Genomic DNA, 22,613 nt, shown 5'->3' with positions numbered 1-22,613 from the left:
CACCGCGCTCCCGGGCGATCCGCACCAGCTTCCCCGGCCGCGGGGCGTCCCGGCATCCGTGAACCGCCGCGTTCCGTATACGTAGGCGGCGCGTCCGGGCGGTGGCCCGCCGCGCCGCCGGTCGGTGGGGCACGTGGCCGCGTACGTACGTATGTCTCTGATGAAGGAGCGCACAGCCGGTCAGTCCTCCAGGGCCGCGGGCACCTCGGCGCGCGTCGTGAGGTCCAGCTTGGCGAGGATGCGCTCGACGTGCGTGTCGGCGGTCCGCTTGGAGATGACCAGTCGTTCGGCGATCTCCCGGTTGGACAGGCCCCGCGCGACGAGCGCGGCGACCTCACGCTCGCGCGGGGTGAGGGCGTCGGCGGCGCGGCCCCCGCGGGCGCCGGGCACGCTCCGCGCCGACGCGGGCACGTCGAGGTCGGCCCGCACCGCCGCGAGGACGTCCGTCCCCGTGAGGCGGGCCCCGAGCCCGTGCCAGCGGGCGAACGCCGTTTCGCCGAGCGCGTCGCGCACGGCCCGCCGCACCGCCTCCTGCTCGTCCAGGAGCGACGGCAGCATGGCCACCGGATCCCCGGTCAGGCGCCGCGCGCTCTCCGCGTATCCCAACAGCCAGGCGGCGCGGGCGTACCGTTCCTGCCCGACGGCGTGCCCGGCGAGCCCCAGACAGCAGAGCGCGGCGACCAGCACGTCCCCGACCTCGCTCACCGCGTCGAGGGCCCGGCGCAGCGGCGGGGCGCTCTCGTCGGGCCGCCCGGCCAGCCACAGGATGATGCCCTGCACCATCAGCGTCGAGGCGTACAACTGCCGGTCCCCGGTGCCCTGGAGGTGCGCGAGCCCGGCCGCGCACATCTCCAGGGCGCCCTCGACGTCGCCGAGGACGGCCCGCAGGAGCGCGCCCTCGTAGTGCACCACGCCGATGCCGAGCGAGTCCCCGGCCTCCACGATCCGCCGTCGCCCCCGCTCCAGCATGGCCAGGCCCTCGTCGACCTCACCGCCCAGCGCGCGCATCGCCCCCAGATAGGGCTCGGCGAACAGCACCACGCGCGGCTCGCCGCAGCGCACCGCCACCGCACGCGCCTCCTCGAAGAGGCCGGGCGCCGCCGCCAGGTCGCCGCTCCACACGGCGAGCACCCCGGCGAGGAAGAGGCCCCAGGCCCGCTCCGCGCGGTCCTCCGGCACCAGGTCCAGGCCCTTGTCGATCCAGTAGCGCCCCTCCGACAGCGTCCCCGCCGCTCGCCAGAACGGCGCCAACTGCGCCGCGAGCCACAGCCCTTGCGGGGCGCGCTCCGGCGTGGCGCACGCGTACCCGAGGGCCGCGCGCAGATCGGCGACCGCCTCCCGCGCCTGCTGGTACAGACCGGCCTGCGCCGGGGTCAGCAGCTCGTCCCACAGCCGCTGACCCAGCTCCTGGAAGTGGGTGAAGTGCCGCTCCCGGACGCTCGCCGCGTCGGCCGCGGCGGCTGTGTGGTTCGTGTCGGCTGTGTCGCCTGGGGCGTCGAGCCGTTCTCCTCCGTAGGCGCGGATCGTGTCCAGCAGGCGGTAGCGGCCCGTGCTTCCGCCCAGATGCTGCACCACCGACTTGTCGACGAGCCCGACGAGCGCCTCCAGGACGTCCCGCGCCGCCAACTCGCCGCCCGCGCACACCCGTTCCGCCGTGGCCAGCTCGAAGGGGCCCGCGAACACCGAAAGCCGCGCCCACAGCAGCCGCTCCGCGGGCACGCACAGCTCGTACGACCAGTCGATCGCCGTACGCAGCGTCTGGTGCCGGGCGAGTTCCGTGCGGCGCCCGCCGGTGAGCACCCCGAAGCGCTGGTCGAGGCGCGTCACGAGCTGGGCGAGCGGCACGGCCCGCAGCCGTACGGCGGCCAGTTCGAGAGCGAGGGGGATGCCGTCGAGGCGCTCGACGAGGGCCTCGACCTGCGCCCGGTTGGCGTCGTGGACCGTGAAGTCCGGTACGACGGCCGCCGCGCGCTGCGCGAACAGTTCGAGCGCGTCGCCTGCCGGGAGCGGCGCGAGCGGCAGGCACCGCTCGCCGGGCACGTCGAGCGGCTGCCTGCTGGTGGCGAGGACGTGCACGCCCGCGGCCTCCCGCAGCAGGACGTCGCAGAGCAGCGCGCACGCGTCCACGAGGTGCTCGCAGGTGTCGAGGACCAGCAGCAGGCGACGCGCCCGCAGATGGGCCACCACCGCGTCGAGCGGCTCCATCCCCGGCTGCTCGGGCAGGTCGAGCACGGCGGCCAGTGTCGCGGGTACGAGCTGCGGGTCGCGCAGGCCCGACAGTTCCGCGAGCCACACCCCGTCGGGGAAGTGCTCCTCGGCGCCGGCGGCCACGCGCAGCGCCGTGCGGCTCTTGCCGACGCCGCCGGGCCCCACGAGCGTGACCAGCGGAGCCCGCGCGAACGCCTCCTGGACCAGGGCGATGTCGTCGGCCCGCCCGACGAAACCCGTCCGCTCCACGGGCAGTTGCCCGCCGCGTCGCTGCGCGAAGCCGAATCCCATACGCGGCCGACCTTCCGGTTGAGGAGGTGGCAGGCTCCTGGAGCGGCCTCCCCTCCGCCTTTCACGGTCCCATCCGCCTGTCGTGGTCCGCAGGGCATAGCGGCGCGTCGGTGGTGATCGAGGTGAGTTCGAGGGCCTCCAGTTCGAGGGGCACCAGTTTGGGGGGCCTCCAGTTCGGGGGCCTCCAGTCCGAGGGGCTTCGGCGCGGGCGCCCCCGGACGGGACCGGCCGGGCGGAGCGCGGTGGCGGCGGCTAGAGCTGGCGCAGCTGGTCCCGCAGGGCGCGGGCGACCTGGGACATGAGGGCGTCGGCGCCGGGCTGGGCGCCGGCCGGGACCAGGGACTCGGTGAGGGCGGCGATGGCGAAGGCCTGGCCGTCGGCGTGCTCGACGACGCCGATCTCGTGGCGGAGGTTGAGGAGGGTGCCGGTCTTCGAGGACCAGGTCGTCGCGTCGGAGCTGAAGTCCGGGGTGAGCCGGTGCCGGATCAGGTTGTTGCCCATCAGCTCGCGCACGCGCGCGGCCACCTCGGGGTGGATGGCCGACGGCGTCCACAGGGCCTGGAGCAGGTCGACGTAGGCGCGGGCGCTGCCGGTGTTGGCGCGGGTCGTGTCGAGCTGGGGCAGCCGGTGCCCGCGGCCGCTGGTGCCCGCGTCGATGGCCAGGGCGTGCGCGAGGTGGACCTGCGCGGCGGCGAAGCGCTCCGTGGGGGTGTCGGACAGCTCGCGCGTGTCGTGCCGGACGGAGAAGCCGCGCAGCCCGAGGTCGTCCAGGACGGCGGCGACCCGGGCGGGCGGGGTGAGGTCGAACAGGGCGTCGGCGGCGGCCCCGTCGCTCACGGACGTGCTCAGGTACAGCAGGTCGTCGATCGCGATGCGGGCGGGGTGGCGGAAGCGGCTCACCCCGGTGGGGCCGGGCGTGGTGATCCGCCCCGGCCGCACGTCGAGCGCCGTCGCCCCGTCCAGCTCGCCGCGCCGGATGCGCTCCGCCGTCGCGAGCGCGAGCGGAATCTTGACCAGGGACGCGGCGGGCAGCTGGGTGTCGGGTTCGAGGCCCAGCTCGTCACCGGTGTGCAGGTCCCGTACGAGGAAACAGCCGCGCAGGCCGCCGTCGCTCAGCTCTTGGCGCAGGTCGCGCAGGAAGGCCTCGGTGTTCACACGGTCCTCCCCTTCGCGGCGGGCATCCCGGCGTCCGCGATGCCGGGCCGGACGCCCCCATTGATCGTCTGGGTCTCAGGTGCGGCGGTCGCCTGGACATCCGCGCCGAGGCAGCGGGTGATGGCGTCGCCCAGGCGGGCCCTGAGGTGCTGCGGATTGCCGTCCGCCGCGGCCGTGAGGGCGAATCCCCGGCCGAGCGTCAGCTCGCCGATCGGCCGCCAGACCAGGCCGAGTTCGGCGGCCTGCGCGGGGGAGCACAGGAGCAGGTCGCGGCCGCCCAGGGCCTCGGCGGCGGCACTGGTCAGGTCCGCGGCCGCGACGAGCTGCGCGGGGCGCAGGCCGAGCGCGTCGCGCAGCCGGGTCAGCGGGTCGCGGATGTGCGGCACGTCGTCCTCCGGCTGGATCCAGACGCGGCGCGCGGGACCGGTCGCGCCGCGGCCGAGCCGCAGCGTCTCCAGATAGACGCGCCGCACGCCGGGGTCGCCGGCGGTGGCGACGCCGAGCGGAACGGACCACACCGCCTCGTCGGCGGGCACCGCGAGCAGCGCGGCGCGCACCTGCTGGGCGTGCAGCAGCTCCCGGCGCTGCGCCGGAGGAGCCACGCGCAGGTCGAGCGTGACACCGTGCTCACGCGCATCGGCGACCAGGCGGGCCAGGGCGGCGGTGGGGCAGATCCCCGGCACCGCGAGCCGCCACGGCTTGCGGTGGGCTGCCTCCGCCTCGCTGAGCAGCACGTCGGCGGCCTGCACGAGCTGCCTGGCCGTCGGCAGCATGTCCCGGCCGAAGGGCGTGAGGACGGCCCGCCGCGAGGTCCGCTCGAACAGCGGCTCGCCGAAGCGCTCCTCCAGCGCGGCGACACGACGGCTGGCCACCGACTGCGACATCCGCGCGGCGGCCGCGCCCACGGTGAAACTGCCGCGCTCACTGACGCTGACGAAGGCCCGGCAGGCTCCTACGAGATCCACAGCCCGCACCCTATGCCAGATCGGCATGAAACCGCGCGTAGGCGTATTGGACCGCATGGGAGACCGGCGGCGAAGGTGGTCCCGGCACTGATCACCACACGTCGGGACGGGGCTGTGCCGCCCCGTCCCCCGTGCCCCGCGTGCGGGGCTCCCTGGAGGTTGACCATGCAGCACTCCCGCGTCCGGCGCGCCGCACTCGGCGCTCTCGTCACGACCCTCGCCCTCGGCCCGCTCGTGGCCTGCGGCCAGGGCGGCGCCACGGCCTCGGCGGCCGAGCGGCCGACCGCGGACCGCACCGGGAAGTCCGCGCCGAAGGCGGCCGCCACGTCGTACGCCCGCGCCTTCAAGAAGCTGGAGCGCGAGTTCGACGCGCGGCTCGGCGTGTACGCCGTCGACACCGGCACCGGCCGTGAGGTGGCGTACAACGACAGCCGGCGCTTCGCGTACAACTCCACCTTCAAGGCCCTGGCAGCGGGCGAGACGCTGCGCACGTACGCGCCGCACGGCATGGACCAGGTCGTGAAGTACTCCAAGGACGACCTGGTCACGTACTCGCCCATCACCGAGAAGCACGTCGACACCGGCATGACCCTGCGCGCCCTGTGCGACGCGGCCGTCCGCTACAGCGACAACACCGCGGCCAACCTGCTGTTCGACAAGCTCGGCGGGCCCAAGGGCCTCGATGCCGCCCTGGAGCGGATGGGCGACGACGTGACCCGGATGGAGCGCGTCGAGCCGTTCCTGAGCCGGTGGGTGCCGGGCGAGAAGCGGGACACGAGCACGCCGCGCGCCCTGGCGAAGGACCTGCGCGCGTACGTACTCGGTGACGTCCTCGCCAAGCCCGAGCGCGCCCAGCTCGCCACCTGGCTGAAGACCAACACCACCGGGGACCACGTCATCAAGGCGGGGGTCCCCAAGAACTGGGTGGTCGGCGACAAGACGGGGACCGGCAGCTACTACGGCGCCCGCAACGACATCGCCGTGGTGTGGCGCCCTGATGCCGCTCCCCTCGTCGTGGCGATCCTGTCGCACCGCGGCGACAAGGACGCGGCCCCCGACGACAAGCTGATCGCCGACGCGGCGTCCGTGGTCGCCGACTCGCTGTCGTAGCCGCGAGCAGGGAGGCGCTGATGAACGACACCGAAGCCACCACCACCTACGGCCGCAGACCCCCCGCCCGCAAGGCCCGCGCGGCCCTCGCGGCGGGCGCGGCCGTCGCCCTCGCCGCCGGCACGGCGTACGCCACCGACCTCGGGCCCTTCGCGGAGAGGACGCCGCGGGCCGCGCCCGAGGCCAGGGCCAAGGCGCGGGCCTTCCTCGCCGACTGGGCGGCGGGCCGCCTGCCGCGGGCGGCCCGGCAGACGTCGGACCCCGACCAGGCGGAGCGGGTGCTGCGCGACTTCACCGCCGGGCTCGACCTCGGCAAGCCCGCTCTGCGGGCGGGCGAGGCCACCGCCCACGAGGACGGCACCGTGACCGTCCCCTTCACCGCCCGGATGCCCGTCACCGGCCTCGGCACCTGGACCTACCGTTCCGAACTGCCGCTGCGCGAGCGGGGCGACGGCACCTGGACGGTGGAGTGGAAGCTGTCCGTCGTCCACCCGAAGCTGAGCGACACGGAGAAGTTCCGCCTGGAGCGCGAGGACTCCACCGGCGTCAGGGTGAACGACCGGAAAGGGGCGGCCCTGTCCGGCGCCGCCCACCCGTCCTTGGCCCCCGTCCTGGCCCAGCTGTCCGGCGCCGCGGGGGCCGGGCCCCGCGGCGCGATCCACCGCGTCGACCGGGCCGGCGGCGAGGTCACCGGCACGGAGGCCACCTTCGGCGAGCAGCGCGCCAAGGCCCCCGACGGCCCCGTCGCCACCACCATCGACCCCGCCTGGCAGTCCGCAGCCGAGCGGGCCCTCGCGGCCCGGGCCAAGGGCAAGGACGCTGCGCTCGTCGCCCTGCGGATCGACAACGGCGAGGTCCTGGCCGTCGCCAACTCCCCGGCCACCGGCTTCAACCGCGCCCTGTCCGGCACGTACGCCCCCGGTTCCACCTTCAAGATCGTCACCACGAGCGCGCTGCTCCTCGACGACGCCGTCGCACCCGGTGACACCGTGGACTGCCCCCGCTACCTCACCGTCGGCAAGCAGTTCCACAACGTGGAGAAGTCCGAGCACCGCGGCGCCACCTTCCGCGAGGACTTCGCCGAGTCCTGCAACACCGCGTTCATCGGCCTGCGGGGCAAGCTCGCACAGGACGGCCTGGGCGAGGTCGCCGAGCGGTACTTCGGCATCGGGCAGCGCTGGCGCACGGGCGTGCCCTCCTTCGACGGGGCCGTGCCCGCGCCCCGGGACGAGACCGAGAAGGCCGCGGCCATGATCGGGCAGGGCCGTGTCCTGGCCAACCCGCTGGTGATGGCGTCGGTGACGGCCACCGCCGCCTCCGGCACCTTCCACCAGCCCACCCTCACCCCGGGGCAGCGGGACACCACCAGGACCAAGGCCCTGCCTCGCGATGTGGTCGGCGCGCTGCGGGCCCTGATGCGGACGACCGTCACCGACGGCACCGCCCGGGGGCTCGCCGGGCTGCCCGGCGAGGTCGGCGCCAAGACCGGCACCGCCGAGGTCGCCGAAGGCACCCCCAACAACGGCTGGATGGTCGCCCACCGCGGCAACGTCGCCCTCGCCGCCGTCGTCGAGAAGGGCCGCACGGGCGGGGCGTCCGCGGGGCCCGTCGTCAAGGAGGTGCTGTCCGCCGTGGACCCCGACCCCTCGTGACAGCTGTGTCAGCGGCCGTGTCAGAGGGGTGACAGACCCGTGTCAGGCCCGGCCGCGACGGTAGGGGCATGAAGAGTTCGGCAATCGCAGTCTCCGGGCTGCGCAAGACATACGGCGACAAGGTCGTGCTCGACGGCATCGACTTCGACGTCGCCCCGGGATCGGTCTTCTCCCTGCTCGGCCCCAACGGGGCGGGCAAGACGACGACGGTGAACGTCCTGGCGACGCTGGCGAGGCCCGACGCCGGGACGGTCCGCGTCGCCGGGCACGACGTGGCGACCGCGACCAGGCAGGTGCGCGCCGCCATCGGCGTGACCGGCCAGTTCGCCGCCGTGGACGAACTGCTGACGGGCCGCGAGAACCTGCGGATGATGGCGGACCTGAAGCGCGTGCGCTCCGGCGGAAGGGTGGTCGCCGACCTCCTGGAGCGGTTCGACCTGGTGGAGTCGGCGGACAAGATGGCCGCGACCTACTCCGGCGGCATGCGCCGGAAGCTGGACCTCGCGATGACGCTGGTCGGAAAGCCGCGGATCATCTTCCTCGACGAGCCGACGACGGGCCTCGACCCGCGCAGCAGGCGCACCATGTGGGGGATCGCCCGCGACCTCGTGGCCGAGGGCACCACCCTCTTCCTCACCACCCAGTACCTGGAGGAGGCCGACCAGCTCGCCGACCGGATCGCCGTGCTCGACCACGGCCGCCTGGTCGCCCAGGGCACGCCCGAGGAGCTGAAGCGCCGGATCCCCGGCACCCACGTCCGGCTCCGCTTCACCGACCGCTCCGCACTCGACGCGGCGGCGCGGATCCTGGCCGGGGCCGCGCGCGACGAGCAGGAGCTGATCCTGCGCGTGCCCGGCGACGGCGAGTCGAAGTCGCTGCGGGCCTTGCTCGACCGGCTCGACCAGCACGCGCTCAACGCCCAGGAGTTCTCCGTGCACACGCCGGACCTCGACGATGTCTTCCTCGCCCTGACCGGGCGCCCGAGCACGGAGGCGACCGCCCAGTGAGTACTGTCCCGACGGCCCTGGCCGATTCGACGATCATGCTGCGCCGCAATCTGAAGCACACCCTGCGCAACCCGCTGGTGCTCTTCAACGCGGTCCTGTTCCCCATCGTGATCATGCTCTTGTTCGTCAAGGTGTTCGGCGGGGCCTTCGCCGTCGGTGACGACTACGTCGACTACGCGACGCCGGGCATGCTCGTGATGGCCGTCAGCTACGGCCTCGGCTCCACCGCGGCCGCCGTGCACGACGACATGGCGAAGGGCATCATCAACCGCTTCAAGGCCATGGACGTGTCCCGCGGCGCCGTCCTCACCGGCCAGGTCGTCGTCACCACGGTGCGCTGCCTGGTGGCCGAGGCGGCCATCGTCGGCGTGGCCTTCGCGATGGGGTTCGACCCGGCCGCGAGCGCCCTGGACTGGCTCGGCGTGTTCGGCCTCGTCGTGCTCCTCACCTTCGCCACGAGCTGGCTCACCGTCGCCCTCGGCCTGGCCGCGAAGACCGCGGAGTCCGCGGGCCTCGCCACCGTGCCGCTGATCATGCTGCCGTTCCTGAGCAGCGCCTTCGTACCCGCGGACACGATGGGGGCGGGCGTGCGGCAGTTCGCGGAGTACCAGCCCTTCACCCCGGTCATCGAGACGCTGCGCGGACTCCTCGCGGGCGAGGTGTCGACCGCCGACGCGCTCGCGGCCGTCGCCTGGTGCCTCGGCCTGGCCCTCGTCGGGTACGTGTGGGCGGTCGCCACGTTCAAGAAGCGAGCGTGACCCCGGCACGTTCAGGGAGCGAGCGTGACCCCGGCCAGCTCGGACCAGCCGGTCCTCGCCGCCTCCCGGGCCGCGTCGGCGAACCGCGCGTCGCCGATGCGGCTCCGCGCCGCCCGCTCGATCCGCACCACGTCCGGGAGGGAACGGTCCGGCAGGCCGCGCACGTCCGCGCTCGCCGCGAGCAGACGCGCCGCCTGCTCGGGCTCGTCACGGCGCAGCGCCAGGTCCGCGACCCCGACGAGCACCTGCGCGATCAGCGGCGCGTGCCCCGAGTCGGACGCCGCCGCACAGGCCGCGGCGCGGTGCGCCCTCGCCTCGTCCAGGTCGTCGGTCAGATAGGCGAGCAGGTCGTGCGTCACCGCGCGGATGCTCGCCTGCTCCGCCTCCTGGCCGAGTACGGCCGTCACGACGCCGAGTTGCCGCCGCGCCTCCTCGGCACGGCCGTCCCAGCGGGCGAGTTCCGCCTTCGCGAGGGCCAGCAGGGCGAGGGCGCCCGGCCAGGTGACGCCCTCCGCGCACCGCTGCGCCTCGGCGAGGGCGGCCGCGCCCGCGGCCTCGTCGCCGAGCAGCCAGTACAGCTGGGCCTGGCGCGACCGCAGCCGGATGACGTCCTCCCCGGCGCCGACCTCGGTGACGACCGCGATCGCCTCCTCGTAGTGCGCGCACGCGGCGGCGAACTCGCCGCGCACGGCCATCCGTTCCGCCAGCTCGCTCAGGGCGAAGGAGATCCCGAACCGCTCGCCGAGCGCCCGGAACTCCACGAGCGCCCGCTCCAGACACGCGTCCGCGTCCTGCCCCTCGTGGCCGAACACGACCCGGAACTTGCCCAGGTGCAGGCGGGCGAGGGCACGCACCCAAGGGTCCTCGTCGTCGAGCAGCGCCTCCCACGCGGGCAGGAAAGCGTCGGGCGCCCGCAACAGGCGCTCCATCGGGGTGACGAGCCCGATCGCCGGGTGGCGGTGCCCGCCGGCCGGGGCGCTCCGGCTGAACCGGTACGCCTGGTGGATCCACTCCGCGGCCGCGTGTTCGTCGCCGAGGCCGGAGGTCACGAACATCGAGCCCAGGGCGTACACCGTGGCCCGGAACTCGTCGGGGACCTCGCCGGGCGTCCTGGTGGCCGCGGTGATCAGCTCCATGCCCTCGGTCTTGTGGCCGCTGAGCCACCAGTACCAGCCCGCGCCCGCCGCGAGCCGCGTCGCCGCCCCGGCCTCGCCCGCCGCGAGCGCGCCGCGCATCGCCGCGCCGATGTTGTCGTGCTCGGCCCGCAGCACGGCGAGCCACTCCACCTGCTCGGCGCGGCGCAGGTGCGGCTCCGCGGTCTCGGCCAGCTCGGTGCAGTACGCCAGGTGCGCGTGGCGCGCCCGCTCCGCCTCGCCGGCCTCCGCGAGCCGGTGCCCGGCGTACTCCTTGATGGTGCCGAGCATGCGGTAGCGCGGCGCACCCTCGCCCTCGGCGCGCAGCAGCGACTTCTCGGTCAGGGAGGTGAGCAGCTCCAGAACCTGCTCCGGCGCGACGGCGTCGGCGCCGTCGGCGCCCTCGCCCCCGGAGTCCGCGCAGACCCTTTCGGCCGCTTCCAGGCCGGCCCCGCCCGTGAACACCGACAGCCTGCGCAGGACCGCCCGCTCGGCCTCGGAGAGCAGCTCCCAGCTCCAGTCGACCACCGCGCGCAGCGTCTTGTGCCGCGGCAAAGCCGTACGGCTGCCGCTGGTCAGCAGGCGGAACCGGTCGTCGAGCCGGTGCGCGAGCTGGTCGAAGGACATGGTGCGCAGCCGCGCGGCGGCCAGTTCGATCGCCAGCGGCATCCCGTCGAGGGCACGGCACACGCGCCCCATCGTCGCCAGCGTGCCGGCGTCGTCCGCGAGGTCCCGGCGCACCGCTCTGGCCCGGTCCCGCAGCAGCCGGACGGCGGGCGAGGACGCGATGGCGCCCGGGTCCGCGTCCCGCTCCGGCAGGGCAAGGGGTTCGACCGGCCACAGGGCCTCCCCGGTGATGCCGAGCGGCTCCCGGCTCGTCGCCAGGATCCGCAGCCGCCGGCACTCCCCGAGCAGCCGGTGCGCGAACACCGCCGCGGACTCGATGACGTGCTCGCAGTTGTCCAGGATCAGCAGCGCGTCCCGCTCGCGGATCGCGGCGACGAGCCGGTCCGTCAGCTCCGCGTGCGGGGCCTCGCCGAGGAGGGCGTCCCGCAGGTCGAGCGCGGCGAGCGTCGCCTGCGCCACGTCGCCGTCCGCGCCGATGGCGGCCAGCTCCACCAGCCAGGCCCCGTCCGGTACGTCGCCGAGCAGCGTGCGCGCGGTCTCCGTGGCCAGCCTGGTCTTGCCCGCGCCGCCCGGCCCGATCAGGGTGGTGAGCCGGTGTTCGGCGACGAGTTCGCGGACCGCCGCGACATCGGCGCCCTTGCCGACGAAGGTGGTCAACTCGGCGCGCAGGTTGGTCCTGGGGACCGCTTCGGGCCGCTCCCGCTCGCCGCGCCCCAGTTCGCCCCGCAACAGCGCGACGTGCAGCGCGGCGAGGTCCGGCGAGGGGTCGGCGCCCAGCGACTCGGCCAGGGCCTCCCGCGCGCGCTGGTACTCCCGCAAGGCCTCGCTGTCGCGGCCGGCCGCGACCAGGGCGCGCATCAGGGCGCCGACGAGCCGTTCCCGCACCGGGTGCGCGGCCACCAGATCGGTCAGCTCCGTGACCAGCTCCGCGCCGCGCCCGAGGGCGATCTCCGCGTCGACACGCTCCTCCGTGACGGTCAGGCGCAGTCCTTCGAGCCGTACGGCCGCCGCGCCGCACGCCTCGCTGTCCGGCAGGCCGACGTCCTGCAAGGCCGCCCCGCGCCACAGGTCGAGTGCTTCCCGCAGCAGGCGTACGCGTCGGGAGGCGTCCTCGGTGCGGGACTGGCCCGCGACGGCGAGGCGTTCGAACCGCACGGCGTCGACGGCGTCGGGCTCCACCCGCAGCAGATAGCCGTCCGGCCGGCCCTCGATGACCTCGTCCGGCAGCGCCTTCCGCAGCCGGGACACCAGGCGTTGCAGGGCGTTCGTCGCGTCGGCGGGCGGGTGTTCGCCCCAGATCCAGTCGACGAGCGAGGCCTTCGGGACCACCTGGCCCGGCCTGAGGGCGAGGGCGATCAGCAGCCCGCGCAACCGCGCGCCCGGCACGTCGGCCGCGACGCCGTCGTCCGTGCGAACCTCCAGTGGACCCAGCATCCCGATCTGCACCCGCTGATTTTGCCATGCGCACGATCGCGCGATCCGTGCCGTCGGCGCGGGGCCGGGCCGGGCTGCCGGTGCGGGCCGACAACTGACCACGGAGGGCCGCGTCAGCGTGCCAGGGCCGTTCGGGCCGCGGTCAGGGCCTGGCCGGCGTAGCCGCGGCCGAAGAGCACGGTGTGCACGAGGAGCGGGAAGAGCTGGTGCAGCCCGAGGCGGTCCCGCCAGCCGTCGGCGAGCGGGGCCTCCCGCTGGTAGCCGACGAGGATCCGCTCCAGGTGCGGACAGCCGAACAGGTGCAGCATCGCGAGGTCGGTCTCGCGGTGGCCGCCGTGGGCCGCCGGGTCGATCAGCCAGGCGTGCCCGTCGGCGCTCCACAGGACGTTGCCGTGCCACAGGTCCCCGTGCAGGCGTGCGGGCGGCTCGGCGGGCCCGGCAAGCTCCGGGAGCCGCTCGCAGACGCGCTCGAACACCGTCGCCTCGGCGGCCCGCACCGTGCCGTCGTCGACGGCGCGGCGCAGATACGGCAGCACCCGGTGCGCCGCGTACCAGCTCGGCCAGTCGTCGCCGGGAACGTTGCCCATGGGGGCGAGCCCGATGTACGCGTCCTCGGGTCCGCCCGGCGGCGGGGCGCCGAACGCGGGCGCGCCGGTGGCGTGCAGGGCGGCCAGGTCCTGGCCGAACCGCTTCGCCGCCGCGGCGCTCGCCCGGCCGGGCGGTACGCGGTCGATCACCAGCCAACGCCCCTCGTGGCCGTGCACGGTGGGGACGCGGACCGTCCCGGTGGCGGCGAGCCAGCGCAGGCCCGCCGCCTCGGCCGACACCGCGCCGGGGGCGTCGGCGCGCTTGGCCACGACCACCCGCCCGCCGCCGAGGGTGACTTCGGTGAGGGTTGCGGACAGCGGCCGCTCGGCGGTCGCCGCGAGCCCGGTGAGCCGGGACGCCACGGCACCGGGGCCGTGGCCGGGAGCGGGGCGGGCGGTCATGCGGCTCCAGGGTGCTCACGCGTCGGCGGAGGGCCGGGCATCGGCGGAGAGTCGGGCGTCGGCTCGGGGCTGGGCGTCGGCTCGGGGCCGGGCGTCGGCTCAGGGCCGGACACCGGCTGAAGTCCGGACGCCGTCGCGCGCCGGCGCAGGACCGTCGTGGCGACCTCCACGAAGTCGGCCACCGGCCCCTCGCACCCGCCCTCCGGCACGGCGACGCACGTCTCGAAAGGCGGCGCGTCGGTGACGGGGACGTGGACGAGGTCGGGGCGGGGGTAGGACCGCGCGACGCTCAGTGGTACGAGGGCGATGCCGTGCCCGGCGGCGATCAGCTCGAACTTCTCCTCGACCGACGACGTCCGCCGCCGCCGCGCGTCGAGGACCTGCTCCCCCTCCAGGTCCTCCACCAGCACCTCCCGGCGGTGGGCGAGAGGATGGGTGACGGGCACGCAGGCGACCCTCGGATCGTGCCCCACGGGGATGGTGCGCAGCCCCTCCGTGTCGAACGGCCGCCGCAGATAGCCGACCTGGGCCCGGCCGTCCCGCAGCGGGGCGTCGCCCTCCCACCAGCGCGACGGCACGAGGTCGACCGCGAACTCCGGGCGGCGCGCCGCGAACGCGACGACCGCCTCCGACACGTGCAGGCCCGGCGAGAAGGCGATGACGAGCCGCTGGACACCACGGTCGGCGTCCCGCACCCGCCGCAGCGCGGCGTCGACGGCCGCCGTGAGCCCGCGGGCCTCCTCGTGGAGCCGCCGGCCCGCGGCGGTCAGCTCCACGCTGCGCGTCGTACGGACGAAGAGCGCGCAGCCCAGCTCCTGCTCGAAGGCCCGGATCTGCCGGCTGAGGACGGGCTGCGCGATGTAGAGCCGCTCCGCCGCCCGGCCGAAGTGCCGGTGGTCCGCCACGGCGACGAAGTAGCGGAGCTTGCGCAAGTCAAGATCCATGCCCTGAGCGTATCAATCGTCAACGGAAGGTATTGGACGGCGTGTTCGGCCGCGCCGAGACTCAAGACATGATCGTCATCACCACCCCTACGGGGAACATCGGCAACCAGGTCCTGCACACCCTGCTCGACGAGGCTCCCGCGCACGGCGAGGAACTCCGCGTCGTCCTGCGGGACCCCGCAAGGCTCTCCGACGCGCTGCGCGCACGCGTCGACGTCGTGCCCGGCTCGCACCGCGACCCGGAAGTCGTCGACCGGGCCTTCGCCGGTGCGGACGCCGTGCTGTGGGTCGTCCCGCCGGACACGCGGGCGCCGAGCCTGGAGTCCGCGTACAGCGGGTTCACGCGGGCGGCGGCGCGGGCGTTCACGGACCACGGCGTACGGCACGTGGTCGGCGTCTCCGGGCTCGGCGGCGGCACTCCCGTGGCCGGTCGGGCGGGACTGGTCTCGGCGTCGCTGGCCATGGACGACCTCATCGCGAGCACGGGGGTGGCCTACCGGGCGCTCGCCTGCCCGTCGTTCATGGAGAACCTCCTGGGGGAGGTGGACTCCCTCCGCGACGAGGGGGTGTTCAGGGACACCGCCGCCGCCGACCGCAAGGCTCCGTGGGCCACCACGCGGGACATCGCGGCGGTCGCCGCCCGGCTGCTCCTCGACCGGTCCTGGACGGGCACGGCGGAGGTGCCGGTCCTCGGCCCCGAGGACCTCTCGCCGGACGACATGGCCCGTGTCATGTCCGAGACCCTCGGCCGTCCGGTCCGCTACGAACGCCGCACCTTCGACGGCCTCGCCGCCGAACTCACGGGCCACGGCGTCGGCGAGGCCTTCGTCCGGGGCCTGATCGACATGAAGCGCGCCAAGGAGGAGGGCCTCGACGACGGCGTGCCCCGCACCCCCCTGGCCGCGAGCCCGACGACCTTCCGTGAGTGGTGCGCCCTGGTGCTGCGCCCGGCGCTGGACGCCTGAGCGCGGGCGCGCGTCCACCGGCGGAGCGCGCCGCCGGACCCGCGCGCCCCGCCGCGCGCGGGACCCCTCCCGAACCCCGCGCAGGACACTGCGACGGCGTACACGGAACGCGGCACCGGGCTCGACGGCGGACGCCTGCCGAAGGGGGGGCAGGCGTACGCCACGCGGCCCCGCCGCCCGCGTGCGCGCAGGCCGACTACATCGGCACATCGACACACAGGGTGGGGCGGGGCGATGGCGGTTTCCCGGTTACGGACCGACGCGGTGACGAAGGGCCGGCTCGGCCCCGGTGTCCTCACCGATCTCAAGGCGGGCCTGTGGCCGGTCGACTGCCAGAGCTGCGGCCGCTCGCTCGGGCGATGGACGGCGTGCGCCCTTGAGGTGGCGGCGGAGGACGCCTTCGCCGCCGCCTCGCTGCACCATCCGCGCTGCCGCCGCCCGGCCTGGCAGGAGCGCCCGCCCGGCGCGGCCACCGGGCAGCCGCTCGTGTCGTGGCGGGCGGGCTGCGCGCTCCTGCCCCCGGGCGGCGTGCCGACCTTCCTGGTGAACCCGTCGTACGAGTGCGCCCTGCTGCGCCGGGCGGAGGGCGGCGGCTGGCGCGTGGCCACGCTCGACCCGTTCGTCTCGCTGGGGCTCGCGCTCGACGTCCCGGCGCGGCGGCCGCCCGTGGTCCCGGCGCTGTCCGCCGCGATCGACGGCGACCGGATCTCCGTCGACGTACGGCATGACGGCGCGGTCGTCCACGCGTGGCACGACGTCCCGATCGACGCCGATGCCGCCGACGCGGTACGGGAGTCGGGGAGCGTCCTGGTCGCCGTGACGACCCTCCTGGACGTGAGCAGGCCGTTTCCGCCCGACGTGTTGCTCGCGCTGCTCGGAGCACGCCAAGTGGCGCTCGGCCCGGCACGGCTCACCTCGGTGCGCCGCGGCGGGCCCGACCAGGGGCTCCGGGCCGACGACTTCTCCGTGGAGGTGCGCCGCAGGTCCTTCGCCCTCGCCTACGGTCTGCTCAGTCTGTCCCGGCCGCCGCGGGACGCCGTCGTCGCGGCCGCGCTGGCGCTGTGCGAAGGCGACGAGCGGTCGGTGCGGGAACTGTGCGGCGATGCCAAGCCGGCGGCGTTGTTCCTGGTGAGCCACCTGTACGCGCTCGGCTCACGGGAGGCCGGGCGCGGGGCCCTTCGGGGCGGCGGCGTCCACGTCATCGTGCCGGACGCCCACCGCGCCAAGGAGTACGCCGACTTCTTCTCGCCGCTCCTGGAGGAGGCGAGGACGATGACGGTCGCCCGGCTGGGCGCCGCGCCCCTGTCCGCGGTGGGCAGGGAGGCGTATCTGGCGGACATTGTCATCGGCACGGCTAAGGAGTTCGCCGCCTGCTGTGCCGCGTACCGCGACGCGGGCCCGGACTTCGCCCGCCACGAGGCCCGCGGTCATCTGGCCCTGGTCGTCGAGGGGAGCGGCGCGGGTCCGGGGCCCGAGGCGCTCACGCGCCGGTACGCCCGGCTGGCCATCGTGTGACCGCCCCCGTGAACTCCCCCTGGGGAACGGGCCCTTCGGCGGGCACCTTGCGAGGTGCCCGCGTACCGCATCCCCCGCGAGTGAGGTTAGCCTAACCAAACAAACTCATCCGGCGTGAGGGTTTTGGGTGATCATTACGGCTGTATTAGGTTAGGCTTACCTAACCGATACGGGGGGAGTCGCCCATGCCTGACCACATACCCGGCGCCCGCGCCGCGCTCGCCGACAGGACCGCCCTGGTCACCGGGGCGGGACAGGGCATCGGAGCGGCGGTCGCCGAGGCGCTGGCCGCCGAGGGCGCCCACGTGGTCGCCACCGACCGCACCGCCGACACCGTCAAGGCGCTGGCCGCCGACTGGGCCGCCGACCCGGCCCGGTGGGGCGAGGGCGGGGCGGGCACCCTCACCGCCGAGGCCATGGACGTCACCGACGCCGCGGCCGTCGAGGCGCTGGTGGCGGAGACCGAACGCGCGCACGGCCCGCTCGACATCCTCGTGAACGTGGCCGGGATCCTCCGCCCGGGACCCGCCGCCGAACTCACCGACGCCGACTGGGCGGACACCTTCGCCGTGAACACCAGCGGCGTCCTGCACACCGCCCGCGCCGTCACGCCCCGCATGGCCGCGCGCGGCCGGGGCAGCGTCGTCACCGTCGGCTCCAACGCCGCCGGAGTGCCCCGCACCGGCATGGCCGCCTACGCCGCGTCCAAGGCCGCGGCCGCCATGTACACCAAGTGCCTCGGCCTGGAGCTGGCCCGCAGCGGCGTGCGGTGCAACGTGGTCGCCCCCGGCTCGACCGACACCGCCATGCAACGCGCCCTGTGGACCGACGAGAACGCCCTCCAACGGGTCATCGACGGCGACCCGGCCACGTACCGCACCGGCATCCCGCTCGGCCGCATCGCGGCACCCCGGGACATCGCGGACGCCGTGGTCTTCCTCGTCTCCGACCGGGCGCGCCACATCACCATGCAGGAGCTGTACGTCGACGGCGGCGCCACGCTCCGCTGACGCGCCACCCATCTTCCGCACCCCGCACACCTCCCGCCCACCCGTGTCCGTACGCCCGCACGCCCACGGACCGTCAGAGAAACGGAGATCCTCGTGTCGACGGCACCCGATGTCGCCCCACACGCCCCGGCCCCCCTCACCCCCACCGGGGGAGCGGCCCCGGCCCACCCGACGGTGGAGGCCGAGCAGGGCCACCCCGCCGTGGGAGCCGCCACCGCGCTCCTCGCCGACTACGCACCGGGCGCCCGCTTCCTCGGCACCCCCACCCGGACCCTGCTCGGACAGGGCGTCCACAGTGAAGTGCCGCACGACAAAAGACCGTTGGCCGCGCGCGTCGCCCACACCCTGGCCGCCGCCCGGGAGGCGGGCGCCGAGGCGCCGGTCGTCATCGGCGCGGTGCCCTTCGACCACGACGCCCCCGCGGCGCTCGCGGTGCCCGCCGCGCTGCACACCGCGCCGCCCCTGGCCGCCGACCCGCTCATCGCCCTGCCCGCCCAGGCGCCGGCCGCCGCTGACTGGCGCATCCGCCAGGTGCCCGCGCCGGAGCACTACGGCAAGGCCGTCGCCGCGGCCGTCGACCGCATGTGGCGGGGCGAGTTCAGCAAGGTGGTCCTCGCCCGCACCCTCGAACTCGACACGCCGGACAGCGCGGAGCCGGTCGACGTCCCCGCGATGCTCCAGCGCCTGGCCCGCCGCGACCCCGCCGGCTACACCTTCGCGCTGCCCACGGCCCCCGAGCGCACCCTCATCGGCGCCAGCCCCGAACTCCTGGTGTCCCGGCGCGGCCGGCAAGTGGTCGCCAACCCGCTCGCCGGATCCATCCCGCGCAGCGACGACCTGGCGGAGGACGTGCGCCGCGCGGCGGCCCTGCTGCGGTCGTCGAAGGACCTGCACGAGCACGCCGTCGTCGTCGACGCCGTCCACCAGGCGCTCGCCCCCTACTGCGTGGACATGGCCGTCCCCGCCGCGCCGACGCTGATCCGCACCGCCGCCATGTGGCACCTGTCGACCACCGTCACCGGCACCCTCTCCAGGCCGAAGACGTCCGCGCTCGAACTCGCCTGCGCCCTGCACCCCACCCCGGCCGTGTGCGGCACGCCGACCGCCACCGCCCGCGAGGTCATCCGCGAGAGCGAGCCCTTCGACCGTGGGTTCTTCACCGGCGTGGTGGGCTGGGGCGACGCGTCCGGCGACGGCGAATGGGTCGTCACCATCCGCTGCGCGGAGGCCGAGCGCAACTCCCTGCGCCTGTACGCGGGCGCGGGCGTCGTCGCCGCGTCCGAGCCGGAGGCCGAGACCGCGGAGACCGCCGCGAAGTTCCGTACCTTCCTCGCCGCCGTGGGGGCCGAGCTGTGAGCGCCGGGACGCCCCTGACCGCCCGGTCCCTGGCGCCCGCCTGGCCCGAGGAGTTCGCCGCCCGCTACCGCGCGGCGGGCTGGTGGCGCGGCGAGACCTTCGGGGGCATGCTGCGCGAGCGCGCGGCGGCCCACCCGGACCGGATCGCGATCGTCGACCCCGCCACCGACCGCCGCTGGACGTACGGCGACCTCGACGCGCGCGCCGACCGCCTCGCCGCAGGGATGCTCGCCCGCGGCATCGCGCCCGGTGACCGCGTCGTCGTCCAGCTCCCCAACATCGCCGAGTTCTTCGAGGTGATCTTCGCCCTCTTCCGGATCGGCGCCCTCCCGGTGTTCGCGCTGCCCGCGCACCGCGAGACGGAGATCGCCTACTTCTGCCGTTTCACCGAGGCCGCCGCCTACGTCATCGCCGCCGAGCACGGCGGCTACGACTACCGCGCCCTCGCCGCCACCGTCCGCGCCGAGGTGCCGACGCTGCGGCACGTGTGGGTGGCCCAGGGCGAGCCGGGGGAGTTCACCGCCCTGGACGACGTACGCGCCGACACCGGCGGCCCCGTGGAGGTGCCCGGGCCTGCGCCGCAGGACCTGGCCTTCCTCCAGCTCTCCGGCGGCAGCACCGGCGTGCCCAAGCTGATCCCGCGCACCCACGACGACTACCTCTACTCCCTGCGCGGCTCCAACGAGCTGTGCGGCGTCGACGAGCACAGCGTCTATCTGTGCGTGCTCCCGGCCGCCCACAACTTCCCGCTGTCGTCGCCCGGCACGCTCGGCGCGCTCCACGCCGGGGCCCGCGTCGTGCTCAGCCCGCGCCCCGACCCCGAGACCGCCTTCTCGCTCATCGCGGCCGAGGGCGTCACCCTCACCGGCCTCGTGCCGCCGCTCGCCCTGCTGTGGACGCAGGCCGCCGCCACCACCGCCCACGACCTGAGCAGCCTCGACGTCCTCCTCGTGGGCGGCGCCAAGTTCAGCGAGGAAGCGGCCCGGCGCGTCCGCCCGGCCCTCGGCTGCACCCTCCAGCAGGTCTTCGGCATGGCCGAGGGCCTGGTCAACTACACCCGCCTCGACGACCCCGAAGAGGTCATCGTCACCACCCAGGGCAGACCGATCTCCCCGGACGACGAGATACGCGTCGTCGACGACGAGGACAACGACCTGCCGCCCGGCTCCACCGGCCACCTCCTGACCCGCGGCCCGTACACGATCCGCGGCTACTGGAACGCCCCCGAGCACAACGCCCGCTCCTTCACCGCGGACGGCTTCTACCGCACCGGCGACATCGTCCGCCTCACCGGCACCGGCCACCTGATCGTCGAGGGCCGCGCCAAGGACCAGATCAACCGCGGCGGCGAGAAGATCGCGGCCGAGGAGATCGAGAACCACCTCCTGGCCCACCCCGCCGTCCACGACGCCAACGTCGTCGGCGAACCCGATCCCTACCTCGGCGAGCGCACCTGCGCCTATGTGATCCTGCGCGCCGGAGCCGAGCCGCTGAAGCCCGTCGCGGTGAAGCGGTTCGTACGCGAGCGGGGCCTCGCCGCGTACAAGGTCCCCGACCGCGTCGAGTTCGTGGAGGCCTTCCCGCACACCGGCGTCGGCAAGATCTCCAAGAAGGACCTCAGAGCGGCCGCCGCCGACCGGCCCGCCGCACCCTGACGGCGCCGGCCCCTTCGTACCCGACCCACCGATTCGCACCCCACCCGGACGGAACGCACCACGCCATGGCCCTGCCCCGCATCACCCCCTATCCCATGCCCGCCGCGGCGGACCTGCCCGCCAACCGCGTCGACTGGAGGGTCGACCCGGCCCGCGCCGTGCTCCTCGTGCACGACTTGCAGAACTACTTCCTGTCCGCGTACGACACCGATGCCGCGCCGGTCCCCGACCTGCTGCGCAACGTACGGGCCTTGAAGGAACGCGCGGCCGCCCTCGGCGTTCCCGTGGTCTACACCGCGCAGCCCGGCGGCCAGACCCCCGCCGAGCGCGGCCTCCAACAGGACTTCTGGGGCCCGGGCCTGCCGGACGACCCGAGGGCGGCGGCCATCGCCGAGCCCGTCGCCCCCGGCCCCGGCGACCAGGTCCTCACCAAGTGGAAGTACAGCGGTTTCGTCCGTACGTCCCTGGCCGACGACCTCCGCGCCCAGGGCCGGGACCAGCTGGTCATCACCGGTGTCTACGCCCACATCGGCGTCCTGATGACAGCGTGCGACGCCTGGATGCGTGACATCCAGGCCTTCGTGGTCGCCGACGCCGTGGCCGACTTCTCCGCCGACGAGCACGCGATGGCCCTGCGCTGGGCCGCGGGACGCTGCGCCGTGGTCACCACCGCCGCCGAGGTCCTGGCCGCGAACCAAGGCCTGCCCGAGGGGAGTTAAGAGAATTCCCACTGGTCTACACCTTGACTGGTATAGACCAAGGCGGGTTGACTGCGCCCAGTCCATCTCGGCCCCCCACCGCGGCTCGCCGCCGCATCGAGGAGTGAAGAGATTGAACGAGCGCAAGCCAAGACGAGGCGTCACCGCCCGGCTCCGTGAACGCGCGCGCCGGCTGCGGCCGTTGGTCGCGACCTCGGCCGCCACCGGCGTCGCGGCCCTCCTGGCCACCCTGCTGCCCACGTCGGCCGCGACCGCCGCCCCGGCCGCGGCCCCCGCCTGCGCCGCCGCCTGGGACTCCGGCTCCGTCTACACCAACGGCTCCACCGTGTCGCACGGCAAGCACAACTGGCAGGCCAAGTGGTGGACCCGGGGCGAGACCCCCGGCACCACGGGAGCGTGGGGAGTCTGGGTGGACAAGGGGGAGTGCGGCACCGGAGGCGGGAACCCCGACCCGGGCGACTTCCTCGTGAGCCAGGCCCAGTTCGAGAAGATGTTCCCGAACAGGAAGCCCTTCTACACCTACCAGGGCCTGGTCGACGCCCTGAAGGCCTACCCCGAGTTCACCAGGGCCGGCAGCGACACCGTGCGCAAGCGCGAGGCCGCGGCCTTCCTCGCCAACGTCAGCCACGAGACCGGCGGGCTCGTCCACGTCGTCGAGCAGAACCAGGCCAACTACCCGCACTACTGCGACAAGACCCAGCCCTACGGCTGCCCCGCGGGCAACGACGCGTACTACGGGCGCGGCCCCATCCAGCTCAGCTGGAACTTCAACTACAAGGCCGCGGGCGAGGCCCTCGGCCTCGACCTGCTGAACAACCCCTGGCTGGTCGAGCGCGATCCGTCCGTGGCCTGGCAGACCGGCCTGTGGTACTGGAACACCCAGAAGGGCCCCGGCAAGGTGACGGGCCACCAGGCGATCGTCGACGGCCACGGCTTCGGCGAGACCATCCGCAGCATCAACGGCACCCTGGAGTGCAACGGCGGCAACCCCACCCAGGTGCAGAGCCGTATCAACCGCTACAAGGAGTTCGTCCAGATCCTCGGCACCACCCCCGGCGACAACCTGAGCTGCTGACACCACCCCGAGCCGCCGCGCCCCGGCCCGACGGGACGCGGCGGC

Annotated in this window: 17 protein-coding genes; 11 read left to right on the top strand and 6 right to left on the bottom strand. The window is 74.8% G+C overall.

All coding sequences use genetic code 11. From position 1 onward, the window contains the following. Positions 1 to 180 precede the first annotated feature (180 nt). From AC07GB_RS27685 to AC07GB_RS27675, 3 genes are all read right to left on the bottom strand, one after another. Positions 181 to 2,499: an ATP-binding protein gene (locus tag AC07GB_RS27685; RefSeq protein ID WP_478850010.1), complete on the bottom strand. Its 2,319-nt coding sequence runs from the start codon at positions 2,497 to 2,499 to the stop codon at positions 181 to 183. Positions 2,500 to 2,751: 252 nt separating this feature from the next. Further along, positions 2,752 to 3,654, bottom strand: a complete 903-nt coding sequence (locus tag AC07GB_RS27680; protein WP_478850008.1) for a serine hydrolase — start codon at positions 3,652 to 3,654, stop codon at positions 2,752 to 2,754. Then, complete coding sequence (locus tag AC07GB_RS27675; protein WP_478850006.1) at positions 3,651 to 4,619, bottom strand: LysR family transcriptional regulator; 969 nt, start codon at positions 4,617 to 4,619, stop codon at positions 3,651 to 3,653. The genes AC07GB_RS27680 and AC07GB_RS27675 overlap by 4 nt, the downstream gene beginning before the upstream one ends. Positions 4,620 to 4,784: 165 nt before the next feature. Here AC07GB_RS27675 and bla point away from each other — a divergent pair, with 165 nt between their 5' ends. The 4 genes from bla (at position 4,785) to AC07GB_RS27655 (ending at position 9,146) form a co-directional block, all read left to right on the top strand. Continuing rightward, on the top strand, positions 4,785 to 5,729 hold the full coding sequence (bla, locus tag AC07GB_RS27670; RefSeq protein WP_478850004.1) for a class A beta-lactamase: 945 nt from the start codon (positions 4,785 to 4,787) through the stop codon (positions 5,727 to 5,729). Between the two features lie 20 nt (positions 5,730 to 5,749). Further along, positions 5,750 to 7,381, top strand: coding sequence for a penicillin-binding transpeptidase domain-containing protein (locus AC07GB_RS27665; RefSeq protein ID WP_478850002.1), 1,632 nt, complete (start codon positions 5,750 to 5,752; stop codon positions 7,379 to 7,381). Between the two features lie 68 nt (positions 7,382 to 7,449). Continuing rightward, positions 7,450 to 8,388 (top strand): ATP-binding cassette domain-containing protein, encoded by a 939-nt coding sequence (locus AC07GB_RS27660; RefSeq protein WP_478850000.1) that lies wholly within the window; start codon positions 7,450 to 7,452, stop codon positions 8,386 to 8,388. Next, the gene (locus AC07GB_RS27655) at positions 8,385 to 9,146 is read left to right on the top strand and encodes an ABC transporter permease (RefSeq protein ID WP_478849998.1); all 762 of its coding nucleotides are present in this window, start codon (positions 8,385 to 8,387) and stop codon (positions 9,144 to 9,146) included. Before AC07GB_RS27660 ends, AC07GB_RS27655 begins: the two co-directional genes overlap by 4 nt. A gap of 11 nt (positions 9,147 to 9,157) precedes the next feature. Here AC07GB_RS27655 and AC07GB_RS27650 read toward each other — a convergent pair whose 3' ends face one another. From AC07GB_RS27650 to AC07GB_RS27640, 3 genes are all read right to left on the bottom strand, one after another. Next, positions 9,158 to 12,352, bottom strand: coding sequence for an AfsR/SARP family transcriptional regulator (locus AC07GB_RS27650; protein ID WP_478849996.1), 3,195 nt, complete (start codon positions 12,350 to 12,352; stop codon positions 9,158 to 9,160). A gap of 101 nt (positions 12,353 to 12,453) precedes the next feature. After that, entirely contained in the window at positions 12,454 to 13,329 is an 876-nt protein-coding gene (locus AC07GB_RS27645) for a fructosamine kinase family protein (protein WP_478849994.1), read from the bottom strand. Continuing rightward, entirely contained in the window at positions 13,326 to 14,273 is a 948-nt protein-coding gene (locus AC07GB_RS27640; RefSeq protein ID WP_478849992.1) for a LysR family transcriptional regulator, read from the bottom strand. The genes AC07GB_RS27645 and AC07GB_RS27640 overlap by 4 nt, the downstream gene beginning before the upstream one ends. A 68-nt stretch (positions 14,274 to 14,341) precedes the next feature. Here AC07GB_RS27640 and AC07GB_RS27635 point away from each other — a divergent pair, with 68 nt between their 5' ends. From AC07GB_RS27635 to AC07GB_RS27605, 7 genes are all read left to right on the top strand, one after another. Further along, positions 14,342 to 15,238 carry an NAD(P)H-binding protein gene (locus tag AC07GB_RS27635; protein ID WP_478849990.1) on the top strand — a complete coding sequence of 299 codons (897 nt, stop codon included), beginning with the start codon at positions 14,342 to 14,344 and terminating at the stop codon, positions 15,236 to 15,238. 234 nt (positions 15,239 to 15,472) lie between these two features. Next, a complete protein-coding gene (locus tag AC07GB_RS27630; RefSeq protein WP_478849988.1) occupies positions 15,473 to 16,753 on the top strand; it encodes a hypothetical protein in 1,281 nt (426 codons plus the stop codon). Positions 16,754 to 16,938: 185 nt separating this feature from the next. Continuing rightward, a complete protein-coding gene (locus AC07GB_RS27625; protein ID WP_478849986.1) occupies positions 16,939 to 17,763 on the top strand; it encodes a 2,3-dihydro-2,3-dihydroxybenzoate dehydrogenase in 825 nt (274 codons plus the stop codon). Between the two features lie 93 nt (positions 17,764 to 17,856). Next, positions 17,857 to 19,119, top strand: coding sequence for an isochorismate synthase DhbC (gene dhbC, locus AC07GB_RS27620; protein WP_478849984.1), 1,263 nt, complete (start codon positions 17,857 to 17,859; stop codon positions 19,117 to 19,119). After that, positions 19,116 to 20,774, top strand: coding sequence for a (2,3-dihydroxybenzoyl)adenylate synthase (locus AC07GB_RS27615; protein ID WP_478849982.1), 1,659 nt, complete (start codon positions 19,116 to 19,118; stop codon positions 20,772 to 20,774). The genes dhbC and AC07GB_RS27615 overlap by 4 nt, the downstream gene beginning before the upstream one ends. 65 nt (positions 20,775 to 20,839) lie before the next feature. Further along, positions 20,840 to 21,493, top strand: a complete 654-nt coding sequence (locus AC07GB_RS27610) for an isochorismatase family protein (protein ID WP_478849980.1) — start codon at positions 20,840 to 20,842, stop codon at positions 21,491 to 21,493. A gap of 172 nt (positions 21,494 to 21,665) precedes the next feature. Beyond that, positions 21,666 to 22,568 (top strand): glycoside hydrolase family 19 protein, encoded by a 903-nt coding sequence (locus AC07GB_RS27605; protein ID WP_478850084.1) that lies wholly within the window; start codon positions 21,666 to 21,668, stop codon positions 22,566 to 22,568. The last annotated feature ends 45 nt before the right edge of the window (positions 22,569 to 22,613 follow it).

Source organism: Streptomyces sp. NPDC045778, assembly GCF_056431945.1.
This window is presented reverse-complemented; position numbering and strand designations above follow the sequence as displayed.